The sequence below is a fragment of the Methylobacterium sp. 10 genome (assembly GCF_000519085.1).
GTDB lineage: Bacteria > Pseudomonadota > Alphaproteobacteria > Rhizobiales > Beijerinckiaceae > Methylobacterium.
Window position 1 is genome coordinate 1,607,129 of sequence record NZ_KI912577.1, and the last position, 17,888, is coordinate 1,625,016.

The window sequence follows — 17,888 nt, forward strand, 5'->3', positions numbered from 1 at the left end:
ACATCACGTCCGGGGAGTATGTCGATGCGGTCGGCGGCGCGCAACGGCGATGCGCCTGGCGCCGCCTCTGGCGCTCAGTCGACCGTCTTCAGATCCTTCACCGAAACGTCGCCCTGGCGGGACGAGAAGGTCGGCGCGGAGCCGTTGCTTTGGGAAACGCCGCTGATCTGGTGATCGCCGGTATCGTAGGTCGTGCGCTTGCCGTCGGTGTCGATGACGAGCCGGCGTGCATCGGGGAAGAAGGCGTAGCGCATCCCGTTCTGGCCACCGCTGGTGGAGGGCTGGCCCAGCTCCTGCGGCCACCAAGCCTCGCCGCCGGACATGGGCTTCATCGGTTCCATGGGCTTCATGGGTTCCATGGGCTTCATCGGTTCCATCGTCGTAGTCCTCGAACGTGGTGAGTCAGACACGCCTACGCCCGAGAGCGGACAAGGTTGCATGGACCGGGCGCCTGCCCCCGGCGGCTGCATGCCGGATCCGACTTCTACTTGCCGATATTGAATTTCCGCCCCGCAGGGGTCATATCGCGCACCGTTCGATCCCCGGAGGCAAAACCTTGAGCGATACCCTGGAACGGCACGAATTCGGTGCCGAGGTCGGCAGGCTATTGGACCTAGTGGTCCACGCCCTCTATTCCGACCGCGAAATCTTCCTCCGCGAATTGGTGGCCAACGCCGCCGATGCCATGGACCGGCGCCGCTTCGAGGCGCTGACGCAATCGGTCTCTGCCCCGCCGGCCGACGCGAAGGTTACGATCACGCCTGAGAAAAACGCGCGCACGCTAACGGTGTCCGATCCCGGCATCGGCATGACCAAGGCCGAACTGGCGCAGAATCTCGGCACTATCGCCCGCTCCGGCACCCGCGCCTTCAGCCAGTCGCTCGGAGATACGAAGGCTGAGGACAAACCCAGCCTGATCGGCCAGTTCGGCGTCGGTTTCTACTCCGCCTTCATGGTGGCGGACCGCGTCACCGTCACCTCGCGCCGCGCCGGCGTCGGCGCCGACGAAGCCTGGACCTGGGCCTCGGACGGCCAGGGCAGCTATACCCTGGAACAGGCGACACGCGACGAGCCCGGCACCGACATCGTCCTCCATCTCAAGGAGGATGCCGACGAGTATCTGGAGAGCTACCGCCTCGACCACGTCGTGCGCAAATGGGCCGACCACATCACCGTGCCGGTCGCCATCGTCGCTGAGGGCAAGACAGAGACCGCGAACCAGGGCACCGCCCTGTGGCGCAAGTCGAAATCCGAGGTCACCCCGGAGCAGTACACCGAGTTCTACCGCCATGTCGGCATGAACTTCGACGAGCCCTGGGCGACCCTGCATTGGCGGGCGGAGGGGGCGCTTGAATTCTCGGCCCTGCTGTTCATTCCCGGCATGAAGCCGTTCCAGGCGGTGGAGGGCGAACGCGCGAGCAAGGTCCGGCTCCACGTCCGGCGCATGTTCATCACCGATGAGGCCGAGTTGCTGCCGACCTGGCTGCGCTTCGTCCAAGGCGTCGTCGACACGGAGGACCTGCCCCTCAACGTCTCCCGCGAGATGTTGCAGGCGACACCCGTCCTCACCAAGATCCGCCGCGCGGTCACCGGCCGCGTCCTCTCCGAACTCGGCAACCGCGCCAAGGATGCGGAGGGCTATCAGCCCTTCTGGGAGAATTTCGGCCCCGTCCTCAAGGAGGGCATCTACGAGGATTACGAGCGCCGCGGCGAGATTGCCCCGCTGCTGCGCTTCCGTTCTTCGGCGGTGCAAGGCTGGACCTCGCTGCCCGATTACGTCTCGCGCATGAAGGACGGCCAGGAGGCGATCTATTACCTCGTGGCCGACGATGCCGACGCCCTGGCTTCCTCGCCTCAGCTCGAGGGCTTTCGCGCCCGCGGTGTCGAGGTGCTTCTGCTCTCCGACCATGTGGACGCGTTCTGGCCGGAGCAGCTCGGCCGCTTCGAGGAGAAGCCGCTGCGCTCGGTGACACAGGGCGGCCTCGATCTCTCGAAGATCGCCGCCGCGGAAGAGGCCGGTGAAGCGCCGGCCCCGGTCGATGCCCTCGTCGTCGCCCTCAAGACGGCACTGGCCAAGGACGTGGCCGATGTCCGCGCCACCGACCGGCTGGTGGAGAGTGCCGTGGTGCTCTCGGCCTCAGGGACCGGACCCGACCTGCAGATGCAGCGCCTCCTGCGCCGGGCCGGACGCGGAGCCGGCGGATTGCCGATCCTCGAGATCAATCCGCGCCATCCGCTGATCGCCTCCCTCGGGGCGAAGGCCGAGGCCGGGGAAGACGTGACGGAGGCTGCCGGCACCCTCGTCGACCTCGCCCGTATCCAGGACGGCGACACCCCACGCGATCCGGTCGCCTTCGCCCGCAAGGTCGCCGCGGCCCTCGCCTCCGGCGCCTGAACCCGCGACGTTCCACGGGAGCGCATTCTTTGTGCGCTCCCGACTTGTGATTTCGACCGAACTCGTGTTAACGAGCCTCCGTCTCATCGAGGCGCCCCGCGGAGAGGTGGCAGAGCGGTTGATTGTACCGCACTCGAAATGCGGCATGGGTGCAAGCCCATCGGGGGTTCGAATCCCCCCCTCTCCGCCATTAAGCCTGAAAAGCCTTTATTTTCAGACGTTCCCAAGGGAAACAGCGACTTCGTTGCCGTCCGGTGGTACACACGTGGTTCTGGCAATGTCGCGTCCTGGCCCCATCCGAAGACCGGTGTTTTCTGGTTCCGCAAGCGGATCCCGAAGGACCTCATGGCGCTTGTGGGCAAGCGCGAGGAGAAGGCGAGCCTCGGGACGAAGGACGTCGGCGAGGCCAAGCGCCGCCATGCTGCCTATGCGGCCCTCGTCGAGGCTCGCTGGGCGAACCTACGGGTTGGCGTGCGGCAGCTGAGCCTTCTTGAGGTCAACGGCATCGCGGGCGAGTTCTACGAAGACCTCATCCCGCGGTTCCAAGCCGGTAAGTTCTCGCCATCCTTCAATCTGATGTCGTCCGCAATGATCTACCGGTACGTCGACGATCCCAGTCCGGCGCATCGTACGCAGTTCCTGCGCTTCCATGGCAAGGACATCGACGCCTATCTCGTGGGCAAGGGGCTGGTCATCCACCCAGACACGCGGGGCGCGCTGGACCTCGCGATAGCAAAGGCGATCTCGGGCCGTCGACCAGAGCATGAAGTACCTCAACGGGGATTTTAGGCCCGACCCGTTGGCCGGGCGGTTCCCGAAGAACCCGGAGGTAGCTCCTGCGGCCGTCCTGCCGCTGGAGGAATGGTTTGGGAAGTACGCCGAAGCCTCGAAGCTCGCGGCGTCCACCCGCAAGCGTTGGGGGCCTGCTTTGGCAACGCTGACCGCCTTTGTGGGGGCATGACGACCTCGCTCGCATCACGCCGGATCATGTCGCCGACTGGGTCGACGGGCTCGCCGCGGACAAGCGAGCCGACAAAACCATCCGCGACGTCTACCTCGCCTCGGCGAAGGCACTCTTCGGGTGGCTCCAGGGCAAGCGGCCGGTCGCGGCCAACCCTTGTGCGGGCATCAGGGTGAAGGTCGTGGAGGAAGTCGTGCTGCGCGACCGCGACTTCACCGAGGCGGAGGCCTCGACCATCCTCGCGGCGGCCCTCGCGTCCCAAGGCGGGCGCCTGAGCCCCGAGCATGCAGCGGCCCGGCGATGGGTTCCATGGCTGTGCGCCTACTCCGGGGCGCGAGTCGGAGAGAACACGCAATTGCGCCGCAAGGACGTGCGCCACGAGGGGGGCATACCGGTCTTCCGCATCACCCCCGAGGCGGGGACGGTGAAGACGAAGCGGTTCCGGGACGTCCAGATCCACCCGCATCTCGTCGAGATGGGCTTCCTCGACTACGTCGGCGCGCGGACGGGGCCCCTGTTCTACGACCCGACCCGGGGGCGCGGCGGCTCGTCCGCCAACCCGTTATCGAAGAAAGTTGGCAAGCGACTTGCCGCCTGGGTCCGGAAGCTCGGGATCGTCGACTTCGGCGTCGACCCCAACCATGGCTGGCGTCACAGCTTCAAGACGCGCGGTCGAAGAGGTGGAATGCGGGATTCGATCCTGGATGCCATCCAGGGACACGCGCCGCAGACCGAAGGCCGAAAGTACGGGGGCTTCAAGGTCGACGTGATGGCACAAGAAATGGAATTGTTTCCACGATATGCCATTCCTTTGGCCGCGAGTGACGCTTTGGCTGCGTAGCGCTATCTACGGTGCCTGCAGCTAACCCATACATATATGTCCCTCTTACCGGCTACTAAGCGCTACCAGAACTCTGAGAGTCTGTCCGGGATCATTTTACGGTCTGGCAGAGCTTTCGGATCCTGAGGCGGACGGAGGCGCAGTGGAAGAAGGCCAGGGCCTTTCGGCTGTGGCATTCCCAGTCTTTGGCGAGGCGGCGGCAGCGGTTCAGCCAAGCGAAGGTTCGCTCGACGATCCAGCGTTTGGGTAGAACGGTGAAGCCCTTCGCCGTGACGGCACTGGCCTGATCGGATCGCTTGACGATCTCGACATCGACCTGCCGGCAAGCGCGGCGGAGGCCGGCCTGGAAGCGGGGGCCCTGATCGCCGCCGTCGGCGTAGAGCTTGAGCAGGAACGGATAGAGCCCGAACAGGGTCGCCATCACCCAGACCCCTCCGTCGCGATCCTGTATGCCGGCCGAATCCACCAGGGCGTGCATCAGCAGACCCTGGGTGTCGACGAGGATGTGGCGCTTCTTCCCTTTGATCTTCTTGCCCGCGTCGAAGCCGGGCGGATCGATCGACGCCCCCTTTATGGATGGCCCGCCCCTCACCGGGCTTCACTGCTAGGTTTGCAGTGTGGCTCACACCAGTGATGGAGCGGACCGATGGCCATTGCGATACTCGGGATCGATCTGGGCAAGAACAGCTGCAGCCTTGTCGGGCAGGATGCGACCGGTCGGGTCGTCCTGCGACGGCGGATGCGGCGCGAGACGGTGATGACCTTCGGTGCGACGCTTCCAGCCTGCATCATCGCCATGGAGGCGTGCTGTGGCGTGCATCACATGGGCCGGGCGCTCGCCGCTCAGGGTCACACCATCCGGTTGATGTCGCCGGAATATGTGCGGCCCTACGTCAAGGCATAGAAGAACGACGACCGCGACGCCGAAGCGATCGCGGAGGCTGCGACTCGTCCGACCATGCGGTTCGTCACATTGAAGTCGGAAGCGCAGCTCGACATGCAGACTCTGCACCGGGTGCGGAACCAGCTCGTCGGCGACCACACCGCCCTGATGAACCAGATCCGGAGCCGTCCTGCTGGAGCGCGGTCACATCGTCCCACAGGGACGCGCCAAGCTCGCTGCCAGGTTGGAAGGTTTGCGCGATACCGAGGCGGTCTCAGACCTCACATCACGGATGCGTAGCCTGGTGGCGGATGTCCGTGAACGCTGGCAGTCCCTCGATGGGCGCATCGCAGCACTCGACGCAGAGTTCGCCGAACAGGCTCGGACCGACGAGAGCGCTCGCCGGCTCACCACCATCCCGGGCATCGGCGCCCTCAATGCCACAGCGCTGGTCGCGGCGATCGGCGATGTCGGCACTTTCGCCCGCGGACGTGATCTGGCGGCCCGGCTCGGCCTCGTTCCGCGTCAGGTCACCACCGGCGGACGACCACGCCTCCTCGGGATCACGAAACGCGGGCAGCAAGTACCTGCGCAAGATGCTGATCCAGGGCGCACGGGCCGCGATGCCGACCCTCCGCAAGAGCGAGATGCGGATCGGCCAGTGGCTACGAGGCCTACTGGCGCGGGCGCACTCCAACACCGCCGTCGTGGCGCTGGCGGCTAAAATGGCCCGGACCGTCTGGGCGCTGCTGCGCCACGAACGCGTCTATGAGCCGGCGGCGGTGGCTGCCTGAACCGAGCTTGGTCGGCGAAGCTTTCGTCGGCCTTCCGATGTCTGCGAGCGGTGAGAGAAAGATGGCCTGACAGTCGATCGGTGTTCTGGAAGCCTCCGGCGAAAAATGGCGCTCGACGCCTACCCCTTTATGAGGACCAGAACGCGCGGATCTCCATCTTGGCCAACGGCAGCGCCGGAAGGCCGGATACGTTTATGCAGACTGCTCGGACCAGCGGATCATCAGCCACTTGCGGACGAGGCGGGCCATACGTTTTCCGCGCCCTTGACGCTCTGACTGTCGATGATCGCCGCAGTCGGGCTCGCCTCGCGTCCCGCCTGCTCCCGGCACTGCACGAACAGCGAGTGATGGATGCGCATCAACGTGCCGTCGTAGTCTCACAGGTCGAAGTGGTCGTACACTGTGCGGCGTGCCGGCAGATCCTTGGGCAGAGCCCGCCACTGGCACCCTGTGCCGAGCACGTACGTCAGGGCATCGACGACCGCTCTGATCTCGACCGTGCGCTTGTTGCGGCCTTGCTTGGCCGGCGGGATCAAAGGTGCGATCAGCCCCCATTCCGCGTCCGTCAGGTCGCTCGCGTTGCGCAGACCGCTTCGGTCATAGCGAGCCCGGTTTCTCGGCCGTCCACATCAGCAAAGGCTCCATCCCGCCCCAGCTTGAATCACAACATGCTCATATCACTCAATATGTTGCCGAACAGACACTCAGGGCGTCCATTGCCTCCTCGCTATCCAGCATCGTGGGCGGGCCGCCTATGGCGACGCGATCGTTGCCGCCCCTGCAGGTCAACGAGCCTGCGCCGCCATTGCCGGGTATGGCTTCCTCCCTTCTCATCCGATCTTCGCCGAGGGAAACGATGCGGGTCGGGCGCGCCGGCCAGTCGGATCACGGCGTAGCGCCCTCCAAAACGCCATTCCGGGCGGCCATCCGCACCCGATCCGCCGCATTGTCGGCCTGGGCGAATTGCGCGGTGTAGAGGCGCCGGTATGCACCGTCCGCCGAGAGAAGCACCTCGTGCCGTCCCTGCTCGACGATGCCCTCGGAGCCGACAACGACGATCCGGTCCGCTTGGCGGATAGTGGCGAGGCGATGGGCGATGACCAGGGTAGTGCGGCCCTCGGAAAGCTCCACGAGGGAGCCCTGGATCGCCTGTTCGGTCTCGCTGTCGAGGGCCGAAGTGGCCTCGTCGAGGATCAGGATCGGCGGGTTCTTGAGAAATACGCGGGCGATGGCGAGTCGCTGCTTCTGGCCACCCGAGAGTTTGACACCCCGTTCGCCGACGACGGTGTCGAGGCCGTTCGGCAGGCCCTCGATCAGCGCGGAGAGCTTGGCCCGCTCCGCGGCCTGCGCGATCTCCGCCTCGGTGGCGTTGAGCCGGCCATAGGCGATATTCTCGCGGATCGTGCCCGCGAACAGGAAGACGTCCTGCTGCACGATGCCGATCTGCCGGCGGAGTGAGGCGAGGGTGACGTCCCGAATGTCGATGCCGTCGATGGTAATGCGCCCGCTCTCCACCTCGTAGAAGCGCGGAATGAGCGAGCACAACGTCGTTTTGCCGGCCCCGGACGGGCCGACGAAGGCGACGGTCTCCCCGGCCGCGATGTCGAGATCGAGCCCCGACAGGACGGGCTGGCCGGAGGTGTAGCCGAAACTCACCTCCTCGAAGCGGATGTCCCCCTTCAGCGCCGGCACGGAGACGGCGTCGGGGCGGTCGACGATGTCGGGTTCGCTGGCGAGCAGCTCGGCGTAGCGCCGGAAGCCTGCGACTCCCTTCGGGTAAGTCTCGACGACGGCGCCGATCTTCTCGAGCGGCCTGTAGAAGACCCCCACCAGCAGCAGGAACCCGATGAACCCGCCGGGCGAGAGGTCGCCGCGCACGACGAAGGCTGCCCCGCCCAGCAGCACGACGATCTGCACGAGCCGCATGCCGAGATAGTTGATCGACAGGCTGGCGGCCATGATCCGGTAGGCTTCGAGCTTGGTCTCGCGGTACTTCCGGTTGTCGGAGGCGAACAGACGCCGCTCGTGCGGCTCGTTGGCGAAAGCCTGCACCACGCGGATGCCGCCGACATTCTCCTCGATGCGGGCGTTGAAGGCAGCGACCCGGCCGTATTGGGTCTGCCAGTTCCGCGTCATGCGGCCGCCGTAGCGGAGGGTGACGAAGGCGATCACCGGCAGAATGGCGGCGGTCAGGAAGGCCAGAGGTGGGTGCACGTAGACCATCAGCGCGAAGGCGCCGATGAGCGTCATCACCGCGATGAAGAGGTCCTCCGGGCCGTGATGGGCGACTTCGCCGATCTCCTCCAGGTCCTTGGTCACGCGGGCGACGAGGTGGCCGGTCTTCTGGTTGTCGAAGTAGCGGAACGAGAGCTTCTGTAGATGGTCGAAGGCGCGACGGCGCATCTCGGTCTCGATGTTGATGCCAAGAACGTGGCCCCAATAGGTCACCACCACCATGAGCCCGGCATTGGCTACGTAGATCACGCCGAGGCCGAGGGCGGCGAGCACGATCAACTGCCAGTCCTGGCGCGGAAGCAGCACATCGACGAAGGCTTTCACGGCCATGGGGAAGCCGAGTTCGAGCAGGCCCGACAGGACGGCGCAGCCGAAATCGACGAGGAACAGGGTCCGGTGCGGGCGATAATAGGCGAGGAAGTCCTTCAGCATGATGCTTTCGTCAGGTGATCGACGGGGCAGAGGGCGCCGCAGGAGGGGACGCCCGGTATGCGGTAGCGCATACAGCAAACCCGTCGCCGCCGCTCCCCGCCGCCTCGGAAGGCCTGCGCCAGCGGGCAGCGACCGAACGCTTCGCCTCCGCATCGGCCGAGGCACGCTTCGGCCCGCGAGTAGGCAGGCACCGCGTCGCGGCTCAACTCGCGCAAAGCGAAATCGGCGGTGACGCCGGCATTGCACCAGAGAACATGGCGGGAAAGACCGTAATGGGTCTGGCACAGGTCGAAGAACGGCCGTAGGTGGCCCTCGATCAGGGGATCGAGGCCAGTCTCTGGGCCGGCGTGCCGGTCGTCGTCCTCCGCCATGATAAAGCGGGAGACGATGCCGTCCTCATCGAGTTCGAAGCCGACCCGGTCGAACCCGATCGGCAGGGCACGGCCGAGGCGGCTGAGCGCGGTGAAGTAGGGGATGATCAGGGCGGGCAGGTAGTACTGGGTCCATAGCGAGACCAGGGCCCGACGGTCGGCGAGTTCGCCCGCCTCCTCTCGGTAGGCCTCGCCGAACCGATCCACCACCTCGTCGAAGGCCGCCTTGCTGGCGAGAATTGAGAGCGGCCGGGCCTCGGACCGTGACGAAGTCGTGGCGATCCGGCACCCGAAGGCCGACAGCGAGGGCGGAACCAACCCGGCGAGTTGATTGATCATGCGCGCCCTGCGACCCGATCGGCATCAACGGTCCGGCGGATCGTCACGCGCAGGGCGGCGAAGGCGACGGCGTAGAACAGAATCGCGGCAGAGAAATAGGTTGGCCAGCCCACATGTGCCGCTAGCGCCGGCGCGGCGACCCGCAGCGGCATCGCGGCAAAGAACGCCGCCCCGAACAGAAGCGCGTAATCGGTGGCGGGACGAGGCCCCTGCGCCCAGCGATAGATCATGTTGAACACCGGCACTCCGAGTCCTCCGCCGCTGACGATGCCGAGGATCGTTGCCGCGATCGCGAGAGGGGCCGAACCGGTGGCGGCGCTGGCGATCATCAGCCCGCCGCTGGTGATCACGCCCAGCGCGGAGATCGTGATGAGCCGCAGGGTTCCGACCCGTCGCACGAGGAAGCCCGAGACCAGGGCCATGACGAGGTTGATGACCGGCGAGAGAGAACCGGTGACGAACCCGACTTGCCGCAACGGCACCCCGAGATCCAGCAGGGCGAGGTTGTTCAGGCTGGAGAGGGCGAACATGGCCGCGAAATAAACACCCAGGACCAGGATGCGCGGCGCCAGGAGACGCAGGCGTTCGAGGGAGCCCGTCTCGCGTTCCGCCGGAGCGGCGTCGCGGCGAAGCCGTACTTCTGGGTAACGCAGGATCGGCAGCAGGCAGAGGAGGTTGAGGCCGGCTATGCCCAGCACGGCGGCCTGCCAGCCGATCGTGTCGTAGTATCCGATCAGCAGGCCCGCGCCGGCGATGCCGCCTAGCGACGCGCCGGAGAGTTTGGCCGAAGCGACAAAGGGGCGCCCGTCGGCGGGCACCGTCTCGACCACCAGGGCTTCGAGCGCGATGTCCATGGTGGCGACGCAGAAGCAGGTCGCCACCGCGAGTCCGAGGAGCAGGCCGAGCGGCCACGCCTCGCCCCGGCTCAGCACCAGGAGCAGGGCGATGGTCGCGCCCTGCATCAGCGCGATCCAGCCGATGCGATGCGGCAGGCCGGGCAGGTGCAGCCTGTCGATGGCGACGGCCCAGAGAAACGTCAGACCGACGGGCAAATTGATGAGCTGTAATAGACCGATCTCGGCGAGTTCGACGCCGCGTGCCCGCAGGATCAGGGGGGCGCCGCTGGCCAGGAAGCCGAGCGTGGTCCCGAAGGTGATGTAGAGGCAGAAGAACGGCAGCAGGGGCCGCGCCCGGCGCCACGCTCTGGACGCTCCCTCGAACCAGATCCCGCTCATGCGATCCGCGCCGCCCGACCCGGTTGCTCGTTGAGGGTAGGCATGGACCCTGGGAACCATCCTCCCGCGCCGGTCACGCCCGCCCCTCCGAGAAGGCGCTTTGCCGGCCTTGAATGACGCGGCGACCGATCCGCGATCCGGCGCGCGACGTGACAGGGCCTCCCTTCGGACATCCGGAGCCTCCCTGCTTCTTGCGGCGAGAACAGTTTTTAAACAGTCTAATCTGCTGTAAACATTGGCCTTTCTTTGGGATTAGGACGTGCCTGCCGGTCATGCAAGGTCCGTTTGGACGCAGTGCCGCCGGCCTTCCCTCGTCCTGCTCAGTATCTGTCCGCTATTGCCCCGGCATGGTGATGATCAGCGGCCCGCTGCGCGAGGCGATGACCGTATGCTCGTATTGCACGGTCAGCGCCTTCGGCTGGCTGTAGAGGGTCCACGGGTCGTCGCCATCCTCGGCGAACTCCGCGCCGAGGGACAGGAACGGCTCGACGGTGAAGACCAGCCCCTCCTGCATGATCCGCCGCTCGGAGGCGTCGGGCCAGGTGGCGATCTCGGTCGGCTCCTCGTGAAGTGAAAGGCCCACGCCGTGGCTCGCGAGGTTGCGGACCAGGGTGTAGCCGTTCTTCCGCGCGAAGGCTCCGACGGCCCGTCCGATATCGGCCAGGGGCTTGCCGGTGCCGACCTGGCGCAGGCCCGTCCACATCGCCCGGCGCCCGTCCCTGCAAAGGCGCTCCACCGCCCGCGTCACCGGTGGCACGGCGAAGGACGCGCCTGTATCGGCGAAGTAGCCGTCCTTCTCGGCGGACACGTCGATATTGACGAGATCGCCCGGATTGATCCTGCGGGCGCTGGGAATGCCGTGGGCGATCTCCTCGTTGACGCTGATGCAGGTCGCTCCGGGAAAGGCGTAGACCAACTCCGGTGCCGGGCGAGCTCCGGCCGCCTCCATGATCCGCCGCCCGATCCCGTCGAGTTCGAGGGTGGTCATGCCGGGCTGGATGGCCTTACCCATCGCCTCGAGGGTGTCGGCGACGATGCGCCCGATCTGCTTCAATCCGGCAAGCTCGTCGTCGTTCGACACCGTCATGTCGTCATCCTTTCCTGGAGCCGGAGGCGGCTTCGCTCGCGCGGTTCTGCCATCCTCCGCAAGCCCGGCAAAGCCTGGGCCGCCCCACACGCCGTCCGCTCCCTATGGGTCTGGCGGGCTTAGGAAGTGCTGGATCCGCTCAGGCGGCGAAGGCGCCGCGCGAGCGCAGGGCCTCGATCTGGTCCGCCGAGAGGCCGAATTCCGAGAGCACGTCCTCGGTATGCTCGCCGAGAAGCGGCGCGTGCCTGCGGGCGCGCTGCGGCGTGCCCGTGAGCTTCACGGGGAAACCGATATTCGGCACCGTGCCCTCGATCGGGTGGGGAACCTCGATGCGCATCTGCCTGTGCCGGCCATGCTCGCTCTCGAACGCCTCCGGGTAGGTGTTCATGCGGCCGGCCGGGATGCCGGCATCGAGGAGCAGAGACACCCATTCCTCGGCGGTCCTGGTGGCAAAGCTCCGCTCCAGTTCCTCGATCAGCTCTTCGCGGTTGGCGAGCCGCGCGGGGATGTCGACGAAGCGGGCATCCTCGAACAGTTCGGCGCGATCGAGCACGTCGCAGAGCAGGCGCCAGAGCTTCTGGTTCGTGGCCCCCATGACGAAGTAGCCGTCGGAGGCACGCACCGCCTGGTAGGGTGCGCTCATGCGGTTGGAAGTGCCGAGCGGCTGCGGAATGCGGCCCGTGCCCCAGTATTCTGACACGTCCCAGATCGAGAAGGCCAGGGCCGCGTCGAAGAGCGAGGCGTCGATATACTGGCCCTCGCCGCTGGCTTGCCGGCCGATATAGGCGGAGAGGATCGCGTAGACGGTGAAGAGCGCGCAGCCGATATCGGCGACGGGCACGCCGGCCTTGACCGGCGGACCGCCCGGATGGCCGGTGACGCTCATCACCCCGGACATCGCCTGCGCCATCAGATCGTAGCCGGGGCGCTTCGCCCATGGGCCCGACTGGCCAAAGCCCGAGATGCTGGCATAGATCAGTCCCGGATTGCGGACGCGCATCGCCTCGTAGCCGAGGCCGAGGCGAGCCATCACGCCGGGCCGGTAGTTCTCCACCAGCACGTCTGCGGTGGTTGCCATATCGAGGAGAAGGTCGCGTCCGGCATCGGATTTGAGGTTGAGGGCCAAGCTGCGCTTGTTCCGGTTCATGTTGAGGAAACCCATGCTGTCGGGCCCCTTCATCTTGAACCCCATGGCGCTGCGCGTCTGGTCACCCGTGCCCGGCGGCTCGACCTTAATGACATCCGCGCCGAGATCGGCAAGCAGCATGCTGCAGAACGGCCCCGCCATCACCTGCGTCACGTCGAGGACGCGGATGCCCGAAAGGGGGAGGGGGCGGGGTTCTTCGTGCACGGAGTGGTCCATCGTGCTCGGTTCCTATTTTGCGCCGGAGGCGGGTGCGCACAGCCGGCGGTGGCGTTACGCGAGGAGGACACGAATCGCTGTGCGCATCTCCTCGCCCCGCTTGGGAGGAGAGGGCCGAGACGACCTCGTCGTCGACGCGGCGAGGCGGCAGCCGAAGGTGATTCCGAAGGTGCCTCATCCTGAGCCGCCCCCTCACCGTCGCTCCGCTCGTCACACGCACGACGGGGTGCCTGTGACCCTCTCCCCGTGAGCGGGGAGAGGAGGACGCACGGGCCCATTCGTGCGGGATCTCGAAGGTCTGCCCCGCTCTGCTATTCGGCTGGAACCGCGCGTCCCAGCGGTACTACCGGCTCCTCCTCGAACGGGCGCTCCGGGTGCATGGTGAAGGCGAGGCCCGCGCCCAGGAGGCAGAGGCCGATGGAGCCGACGAAGGGCAGGGTCCAACTCCCCGTCATGTCCACGATCATCCCGAACACGATCGGCGAGATGATCGCCGCCACCGCCGAGCCGGTGTTCATCAGGCCCGCTGCCGTGCCCGAATATTTCGGTGCGATATCCATCGGCACCGACCAGATCGGGCCGATCACCAGTTCGGCGAAGAAGAAGCCGGAACTGAGCAGCAGGGCCACCAGGGTCAGGTCCCGGGTGAAGAATACGCCGGTGAGGCTCGCCGCGGCGCCGAGGAAGCCGACCACGATGACGCTGAGCCGGGCGAGCTTGAGGTCGCCGGTGCGCTTCAGGATGCGGTCGCTGAAGACCCCGCCGAGGGTGTCGCCGACGACGCCGGCGAAGAACACGCCCGAGGCGAACAGGGCCGAGTTCTTCAGGTCCAGCCCATAGTTGAGCTTGAAGAAGCTCGGTAGCCAGCCGAGGAACAGCCACAAGGTCCAGCCGTAGCAGAAATAGGTCAGCGTCACCGGCAGCATGCGCCGGGTGAGGCGGCCCCAGGGCACGTTCTGCTTGGCGCCAACTTTGCTCGGGGGCGGCAGCACCGCTAGTTCCTCCGGGGTGATCGCCGGGTGATCCTTCGGGTCGTCGCGGAAGTAGAGGTACCAGACCACGACCCAGGCGAAGCTCGCTACACCCAGAATGACGAACCCGATGCGCCAGCCGAACTGATAAATCAGGAAGGCCACGATGGGCGGCGCTACCGCGTTGCCGAGACGAGCGAAGGCGTGGGTGATTCCCTGCGCGAAGCCGCGCTTGCCCGGTGCGGTCCAGTTCTGCATGGCGCGGGTGGCGGTGGGGAAGGTGGCACCCTCGCCGAAACCAAGGAGCACCCGGGCGAGGAACAGGCTGATGAGCCCGCCCACAAACCCGGTGAGGATGGTCGCCGAGGCCCAGATCAGGCCGCAGACGAGGAGGGTCCGCCGTGCGCCGAACTTGTCGCCCACCGAGCCGCCGATGACTTGGAAGATGGCGTAGGGATAGGCGAAGGCAGATAGGATCAGGCCGAACTGGGTGTTCGAGAGCCCGAGATCCTTCATGATCTCGCCGCCCGCCGTGGCGATGTTCACCCGGTCGAGATAGGTGACGAAATACATCAGGCAGAGCAGGAACAGCACCATGTTCGACGCGGAGACGCGTCTTTTGCTGGGCGTCATCGGGGTTTCCTCGGATTGAGTGCGCCACCCCACCCGGTCTGATCGCCGGTTGTTTGTTGGGGTCACGCGCGGATGGTGTGATCGGCGCGGCTCTCCTCCCCTTGTGGGGAGGGGGCCTGCTATTCAATCGTCGATACCGGCCCGCAGGGCGTCCATCGCCGCCAGGACGCCGCCCCGCATGTGAGGGACGCCGCCGGCCTTGAGACCCATTTCGACGCCCGACAGCGCCGCCATCAGCATCAGGTCGTTGCATTCGCCGAGATGGCCGATGCGGAAGACTCTGCCCGCCAGCTTGGCGAGTCCGGTGCCGAGGGAAAGGTCATATTTCTCTAGGATCAGGTTGCGCAGGGCATCCGCGTCATGGCCCTCCGGCATCACCACCGCGGTGAGCACGGGCGAGTATTCGGAAGGTTCCTGGCACAGAACCTCGAGGCCCCATCCCTCGACGGCGGCGCGGGTGGCGGCGGCGAGACGTTGGTGGCGCGCGAAGACCTGGGGCAGGCCTTCCTCCCGCAACATGGTGATGGCTTCGCGCAGGCCGTAGAGGAGGTTCGTGGCGGGAGTATAGGGGAAGTAGCCGCCGGCATTCGGCTTCAGCATGTCTTCCCAATCCCAGTAGGAACGGGGCAGCGTCGCTGTCTTCGCAGCGGCCAGGGCCTTGTCGGACAGGGCGACGAGACCGAGGCCCGGCGGCAGCATCAAGCCCTTCTGCGAGCAACTCACCGCGACGTCGACGCCCCATTCGTCATGGGCGTATTCGGCCGAACCGAGCCCCGAAATCGTATCGACGAGGAAAAGTGCCGGGTGGTTCGCCCGGTCGATGGCCTTGCGGATCTCCGCGATCCGGCTCGTGGCGCCGGTGGAGGTCTCGTTATGGACCACCATCACCGCCTTGAACGACTTGGCGCGGTCCTCTGCAAGGATTGCCTCGACCTGTGCCGGATCGACCCCGTGGCGCCAGTCGCCGGGGACAAACTCCACCTCGATGCCCCAGCGCGCTGCCATCTGGCGCCATAAGGTCGCGAAATGGCCGGTCTCGAACATCAGCACCCGGTCACCGGCCGAGAGCGTGTTGACGATGGCCGATTCCCAAGCGCCCGTGCCGGAGCCCGGATAGATGATCACCGGAGAGCGGGTCTGGAAGATGGCCTGGGCCCCTTCGAGCACCGCCTTGCCGAGCCCGGCGAAATCGGGGCCGCGATGGTCGATCACCGGCATGTCCATGGCGCGCAGGACGCGCTCGGGCACCGGGCTGGGGCCCGGAATATGCAGGAAATGGCGTCCGGTCCGTGTCGTCATCGAGATCTCCGCGATGGCCGGTCGAGGGAAAGCTGCGCCCCGGATCAACCGTCCATGAAGCAACGGGACGAAAAATTGCATTCATTTTTTGCGAGAGCAAGCATTATTATGCGAACATCCATCCTCGACCTTGACCCTCCCAGCTGCTAAGTCCGCATTATGGTGCCCGATCCTGTCACTGAACCGGAGGCCGATACCGGCCTCGTCACCGGCGACGAAGCGCGTCTTTCCGCGATCCCGTCGCTGGCGAAATCCCTTCATGGCGAGCTGCTCGCCCGCCTGCGGGACTACATCGTCGAGGGCAATCTGGCCGCCGGCGCGCGGGTGCCGGAACGAATCCTGTGCGAGCGCTTCGGCATCTCGCGCACGCCTCTGCGCGAGGCGCTGAAGGTTCTGGCCTCGGAGGGGCTGATCGAGCTCCTGCCGAACCGGGGCGCGCGGGTGCGCCAGCTTGGCGCCGAAGAGCTTGTGGACCTGTTCGACGTCATGGGTGGGCTCGAGGCCCTGGCCGGACGCCTCGCCTGCGAGAAGATCACTGCCGCTGCCTATGACGAGATCGAGCGGCTGCATCACGAGATGTACGGCTGCTATATGCGACGCGACCTGCACGGCTACTTCGCCTGCAACCAGGCGATCCACGATCGGATCGTCCAGGCGGCGGACAACGAGCCGTTGCGGACGAGCTACGCCAATTTCGCCGGGCGCCTGCGCCGTGTGCGCTACTCGGCCAATCTCGACGAGAACCGCGACCGATGGGGCGAGGCGATGCGAGAGCACGAGGAAATCCTCGATGCGTTGCGTCGGCGCGCCGGCACCGAGCTCAGCGACATCCTGTTCGGGCATCTGCGCAACAAGCGCCGGGCGGCGGCGGGGCGGGAGACCGCGTGTCCGCCTGACGCCGCCGCCGGCGTTGCATCGTGACGGCGGCTCAGCGGCGGGCGTCGTGAAACTGGTCGGCCTGTGCCCGGATCACGTCCGCCGCGGTCAGGATGCCGGCCCGATCGACGTCGAGATGGGTGGTCGCGCGGATCTGATGCGCGCCGATAGCGCGGATACGCACACCCTCGGCGAGACAGGCCTCGGCGAAGGTGGTCGCGGTGACGCCCAGCGGCTCCACCGAGAAGCACAGGATGTTGGACTGGGCGGCATCGGGCGCGATGGTGAGGCCGGGCGCACCGGTGATGCGGGCTTTCAGCTCGCCGGCATTGGCGTTGTCGAGTTCCAGCTGGTCCACATGGTGATCGAGGGCGTAGAGGCCCGCGGCGGCCAGGATTCCCGACTGGCGCATGGCGCCACCGAGCCGGTATTTCCACCGCCATGCATCGGTGATGAAGTGCCTCGAGCCGCACAGGACCGCGCCCACCGGGCAGCCGAGTCCCTTGCTCAGGTCGATCCAGGCGCTGTCGAAGCCCTTGGCATAATCCCTGGCGGAGATGTCGGTGGCGGCCACGGCGTTGAGGAGGCGCGCCCCGTCGATATGCGCTTTCATGCCCTTGTCATGGGCGAGATCCCGGATGCGGCGCATGTCCGTGAGCGGCCAGACCGAGCCGCCCGAAAAGCTCGTGGTCTGCTCCACCGAGACCAGGGCCGAGCGTGGCGCCGTGCGGGCGGGCGGGCGGATCGCCGCCTCGAACGCCTCGGGCGTATAGAGGCCGGCCGGGGTGGGCAGGGCCTTCACCGAGACGCCGCCGATGGCCGCCGAGCCGGCGGCTTCGGTATTGTAGATATGGGACTGGTCGTCGACCACGATCTCGTCGCCGGGCCGGGTCTGGACCAGGATCGAGACGAGGTTGCACATCGTCCCCGAGGGCATGAACACGCTGGCTTCCATGCCGAGGAGGGCGGCGACACGCTCGCACAAAGCCAGGGTCGTCGGATCGGAATCGGATTGCTCGTCGCCGACCTCCGCACGGGCCATGGCCTCGCGCATGGCGGCTGTGGGCCGCGTCTGCGTATCGCTATACAAATCGATCATCTGCCGGCCCTGTTTTGCATGCAATCCGTTCGGGCCATTCTAGCCGGTCGGGGCGATCCCGCCACCCTACCGGA

The 17,888-nt window shown here is 66.5% G+C and carries 13 protein-coding genes, 1 tRNA gene and 3 pseudogenes; 6 read left to right on the forward strand and 11 right to left on the reverse strand.

From position 1 onward, the window contains the following. Positions 1-74 precede the first annotated feature (74 nt). On the reverse strand, positions 75-377 hold the full coding sequence (locus tag K368_RS0107350; RefSeq protein WP_027171815.1) for a hypothetical protein: 303 nt from the start codon (positions 375-377) through the stop codon (positions 75-77). A gap of 179 nt (positions 378-556) precedes the next feature. On the opposite strand from K368_RS0107350, the gene htpG reads away from it, so the two are divergent. The 4 genes from htpG (at position 557) to K368_RS24200 (ending at position 4,197) form a co-directional block, all read left to right on the forward strand. Further along, the gene (htpG, locus tag K368_RS0107355; protein WP_027171816.1) at positions 557-2,395 is read left to right on the forward strand and encodes a molecular chaperone HtpG; all 1,839 of its coding nucleotides are present in this window, start codon (positions 557-559) and stop codon (positions 2,393-2,395) included. A gap of 100 nt (positions 2,396-2,495) precedes the next feature. Then, a tRNA-Ser gene (locus tag K368_RS0107360) sits at positions 2,496-2,585 on the forward strand. Beyond that, a complete protein-coding gene (locus K368_RS24195; protein WP_348625545.1) occupies positions 2,585-3,184 on the forward strand; it encodes a DUF6538 domain-containing protein in 600 nt (199 codons plus the stop codon). The genes K368_RS0107360 and K368_RS24195 overlap by 1 nt, the downstream gene beginning before the upstream one ends. Before the next feature lie 158 nt (positions 3,185-3,342). Continuing rightward, positions 3,343-4,197 carry a site-specific integrase gene (locus K368_RS24200; RefSeq protein ID WP_051439804.1) on the forward strand — a complete coding sequence of 285 codons (855 nt, stop codon included), beginning with the start codon at positions 3,343-3,345 and terminating at the stop codon, positions 4,195-4,197. Positions 4,198-4,288: 91 nt separating this feature from the next. Here K368_RS24200 and K368_RS24205 read toward each other — a convergent pair. Further along, positions 4,289-4,765: pseudogene (locus tag K368_RS24205) on the reverse strand (transposase); the annotation flags it as partial. A gap of 78 nt (positions 4,766-4,843) precedes the next feature. Between K368_RS24205 and K368_RS24210 the strand changes: the two are divergent. Then, positions 4,844-5,874: pseudogene (locus tag K368_RS24210) on the forward strand (IS110 family transposase). Positions 5,875-6,128: 254 nt separating this feature from the next. Here K368_RS24210 and K368_RS27305 read toward each other — a convergent pair. From K368_RS27305 to K368_RS0107435, 8 genes and pseudogenes are all read right to left on the reverse strand, one after another. Further along, positions 6,129-6,461 (reverse strand): annotated as a pseudogene (locus K368_RS27305) (transposase); the annotation flags it as partial. Positions 6,462-6,759: 298 nt separating this feature from the next. Beyond that, on the reverse strand, positions 6,760-8,541 hold the full coding sequence (locus K368_RS0107405) for an ABC transporter ATP-binding protein (RefSeq protein ID WP_027171819.1): 1,782 nt from the start codon (positions 8,539-8,541) through the stop codon (positions 6,760-6,762). Then, complete coding sequence (gene fhuF / locus K368_RS0107410) at positions 8,535-9,251, reverse strand: siderophore-iron reductase FhuF (RefSeq protein WP_027171820.1); 717 nt, start codon at positions 9,249-9,251, stop codon at positions 8,535-8,537. Before fhuF ends, K368_RS0107405 begins: the two co-directional genes overlap by 7 nt. Beyond that, the gene (locus tag K368_RS0107415; protein ID WP_027171821.1) at positions 9,248-10,486 is read right to left on the reverse strand and encodes an MFS transporter; all 1,239 of its coding nucleotides are present in this window, start codon (positions 10,484-10,486) and stop codon (positions 9,248-9,250) included. Before K368_RS0107415 ends, fhuF begins: the two co-directional genes overlap by 4 nt. 334 nt (positions 10,487-10,820) lie before the next feature. Next, positions 10,821-11,573 (reverse strand): type I methionyl aminopeptidase, encoded by a 753-nt coding sequence (gene map, locus K368_RS0107420; protein ID WP_027171822.1) that lies wholly within the window; start codon positions 11,571-11,573, stop codon positions 10,821-10,823. Positions 11,574-11,712: 139 nt separating this feature from the next. Next, positions 11,713-12,936 carry a CoA transferase gene (locus K368_RS0107425; RefSeq protein WP_027171823.1) on the reverse strand — a complete coding sequence of 408 codons (1,224 nt, stop codon included), beginning with the start codon at positions 12,934-12,936 and terminating at the stop codon, positions 11,713-11,715. 311 nt (positions 12,937-13,247) lie between these two features. Continuing rightward, positions 13,248-14,540, reverse strand: a complete 1,293-nt coding sequence (locus K368_RS0107430) for an MFS transporter (protein WP_027171824.1) — start codon at positions 14,538-14,540, stop codon at positions 13,248-13,250. A 123-nt stretch (positions 14,541-14,663) separates the two neighbouring features. After that, complete coding sequence (locus K368_RS0107435; RefSeq protein WP_027171825.1) at positions 14,664-15,839, reverse strand: aminotransferase class V-fold PLP-dependent enzyme; 1,176 nt, start codon at positions 15,837-15,839, stop codon at positions 14,664-14,666. Positions 15,840-15,998: 159 nt separating this feature from the next. On the opposite strand from K368_RS0107435, the gene K368_RS0107440 reads away from it, so the two are divergent. Continuing rightward, on the forward strand, positions 15,999-16,760 hold the full coding sequence (locus K368_RS0107440) for a GntR family transcriptional regulator (protein WP_027171826.1): 762 nt from the start codon (positions 15,999-16,001) through the stop codon (positions 16,758-16,760). A gap of 7 nt (positions 16,761-16,767) precedes the next feature. On the opposite strand, the gene K368_RS0107445 is transcribed toward K368_RS0107440, so the two are convergent. Then, positions 16,768-17,814: a threonine aldolase family protein gene (locus tag K368_RS0107445; protein ID WP_027171827.1), complete on the reverse strand. Its 1,047-nt coding sequence runs from the start codon at positions 17,812-17,814 to the stop codon at positions 16,768-16,770. Positions 17,815-17,888: the final 74 nt, after the last annotated feature.

Excerpts from the sequence above, each read along its gene's own strand:
- K368_RS0107350 (WP_027171815.1), bottom strand. The coding sequence starts at position 377 with ATGGAACCGATGAAGCCCATGGAACCCATGAAGCCCATGGAACCGATG.
- K368_RS0107405 (WP_027171819.1), bottom strand. The coding sequence starts at position 8,541 with ATGCTGAAGGACTTCCTCGCCTATTATCGCCCGCACCGGACCCTGTTC.
- fhuF (WP_027171820.1), bottom strand. The coding sequence starts at position 9,251 with ATGATCAATCAACTCGCCGGGTTGGTTCCGCCCTCGCTGTCGGCCTTC.
- K368_RS0107415 (WP_027171821.1), bottom strand. The coding sequence starts at position 10,486 with ATGAGCGGGATCTGGTTCGAGGGAGCGTCCAGAGCGTGGCGCCGGGCG.
- map (WP_027171822.1), bottom strand. The coding sequence starts at position 11,573 with ATGACGGTGTCGAACGACGACGAGCTTGCCGGATTGAAGCAGATCGGG.
- K368_RS0107425 (WP_027171823.1), bottom strand. The coding sequence starts at position 12,936 with ATGGACCACTCCGTGCACGAAGAACCCCGCCCCCTCCCCCTTTCGGGC.
- K368_RS0107430 (WP_027171824.1), bottom strand. The coding sequence starts at position 14,540 with ATGACGCCCAGCAAAAGACGCGTCTCCGCGTCGAACATGGTGCTGTTC.
- K368_RS0107435 (WP_027171825.1), bottom strand. The coding sequence starts at position 15,839 with ATGACGACACGGACCGGACGCCATTTCCTGCATATTCCGGGCCCCAGC.
- K368_RS0107440 (WP_027171826.1), top strand. The coding sequence starts at position 15,999 with ATGGTGCCCGATCCTGTCACTGAACCGGAGGCCGATACCGGCCTCGTC.
- K368_RS0107445 (WP_027171827.1), bottom strand. The coding sequence starts at position 17,814 with ATGATCGATTTGTATAGCGATACGCAGACGCGGCCCACAGCCGCCATG.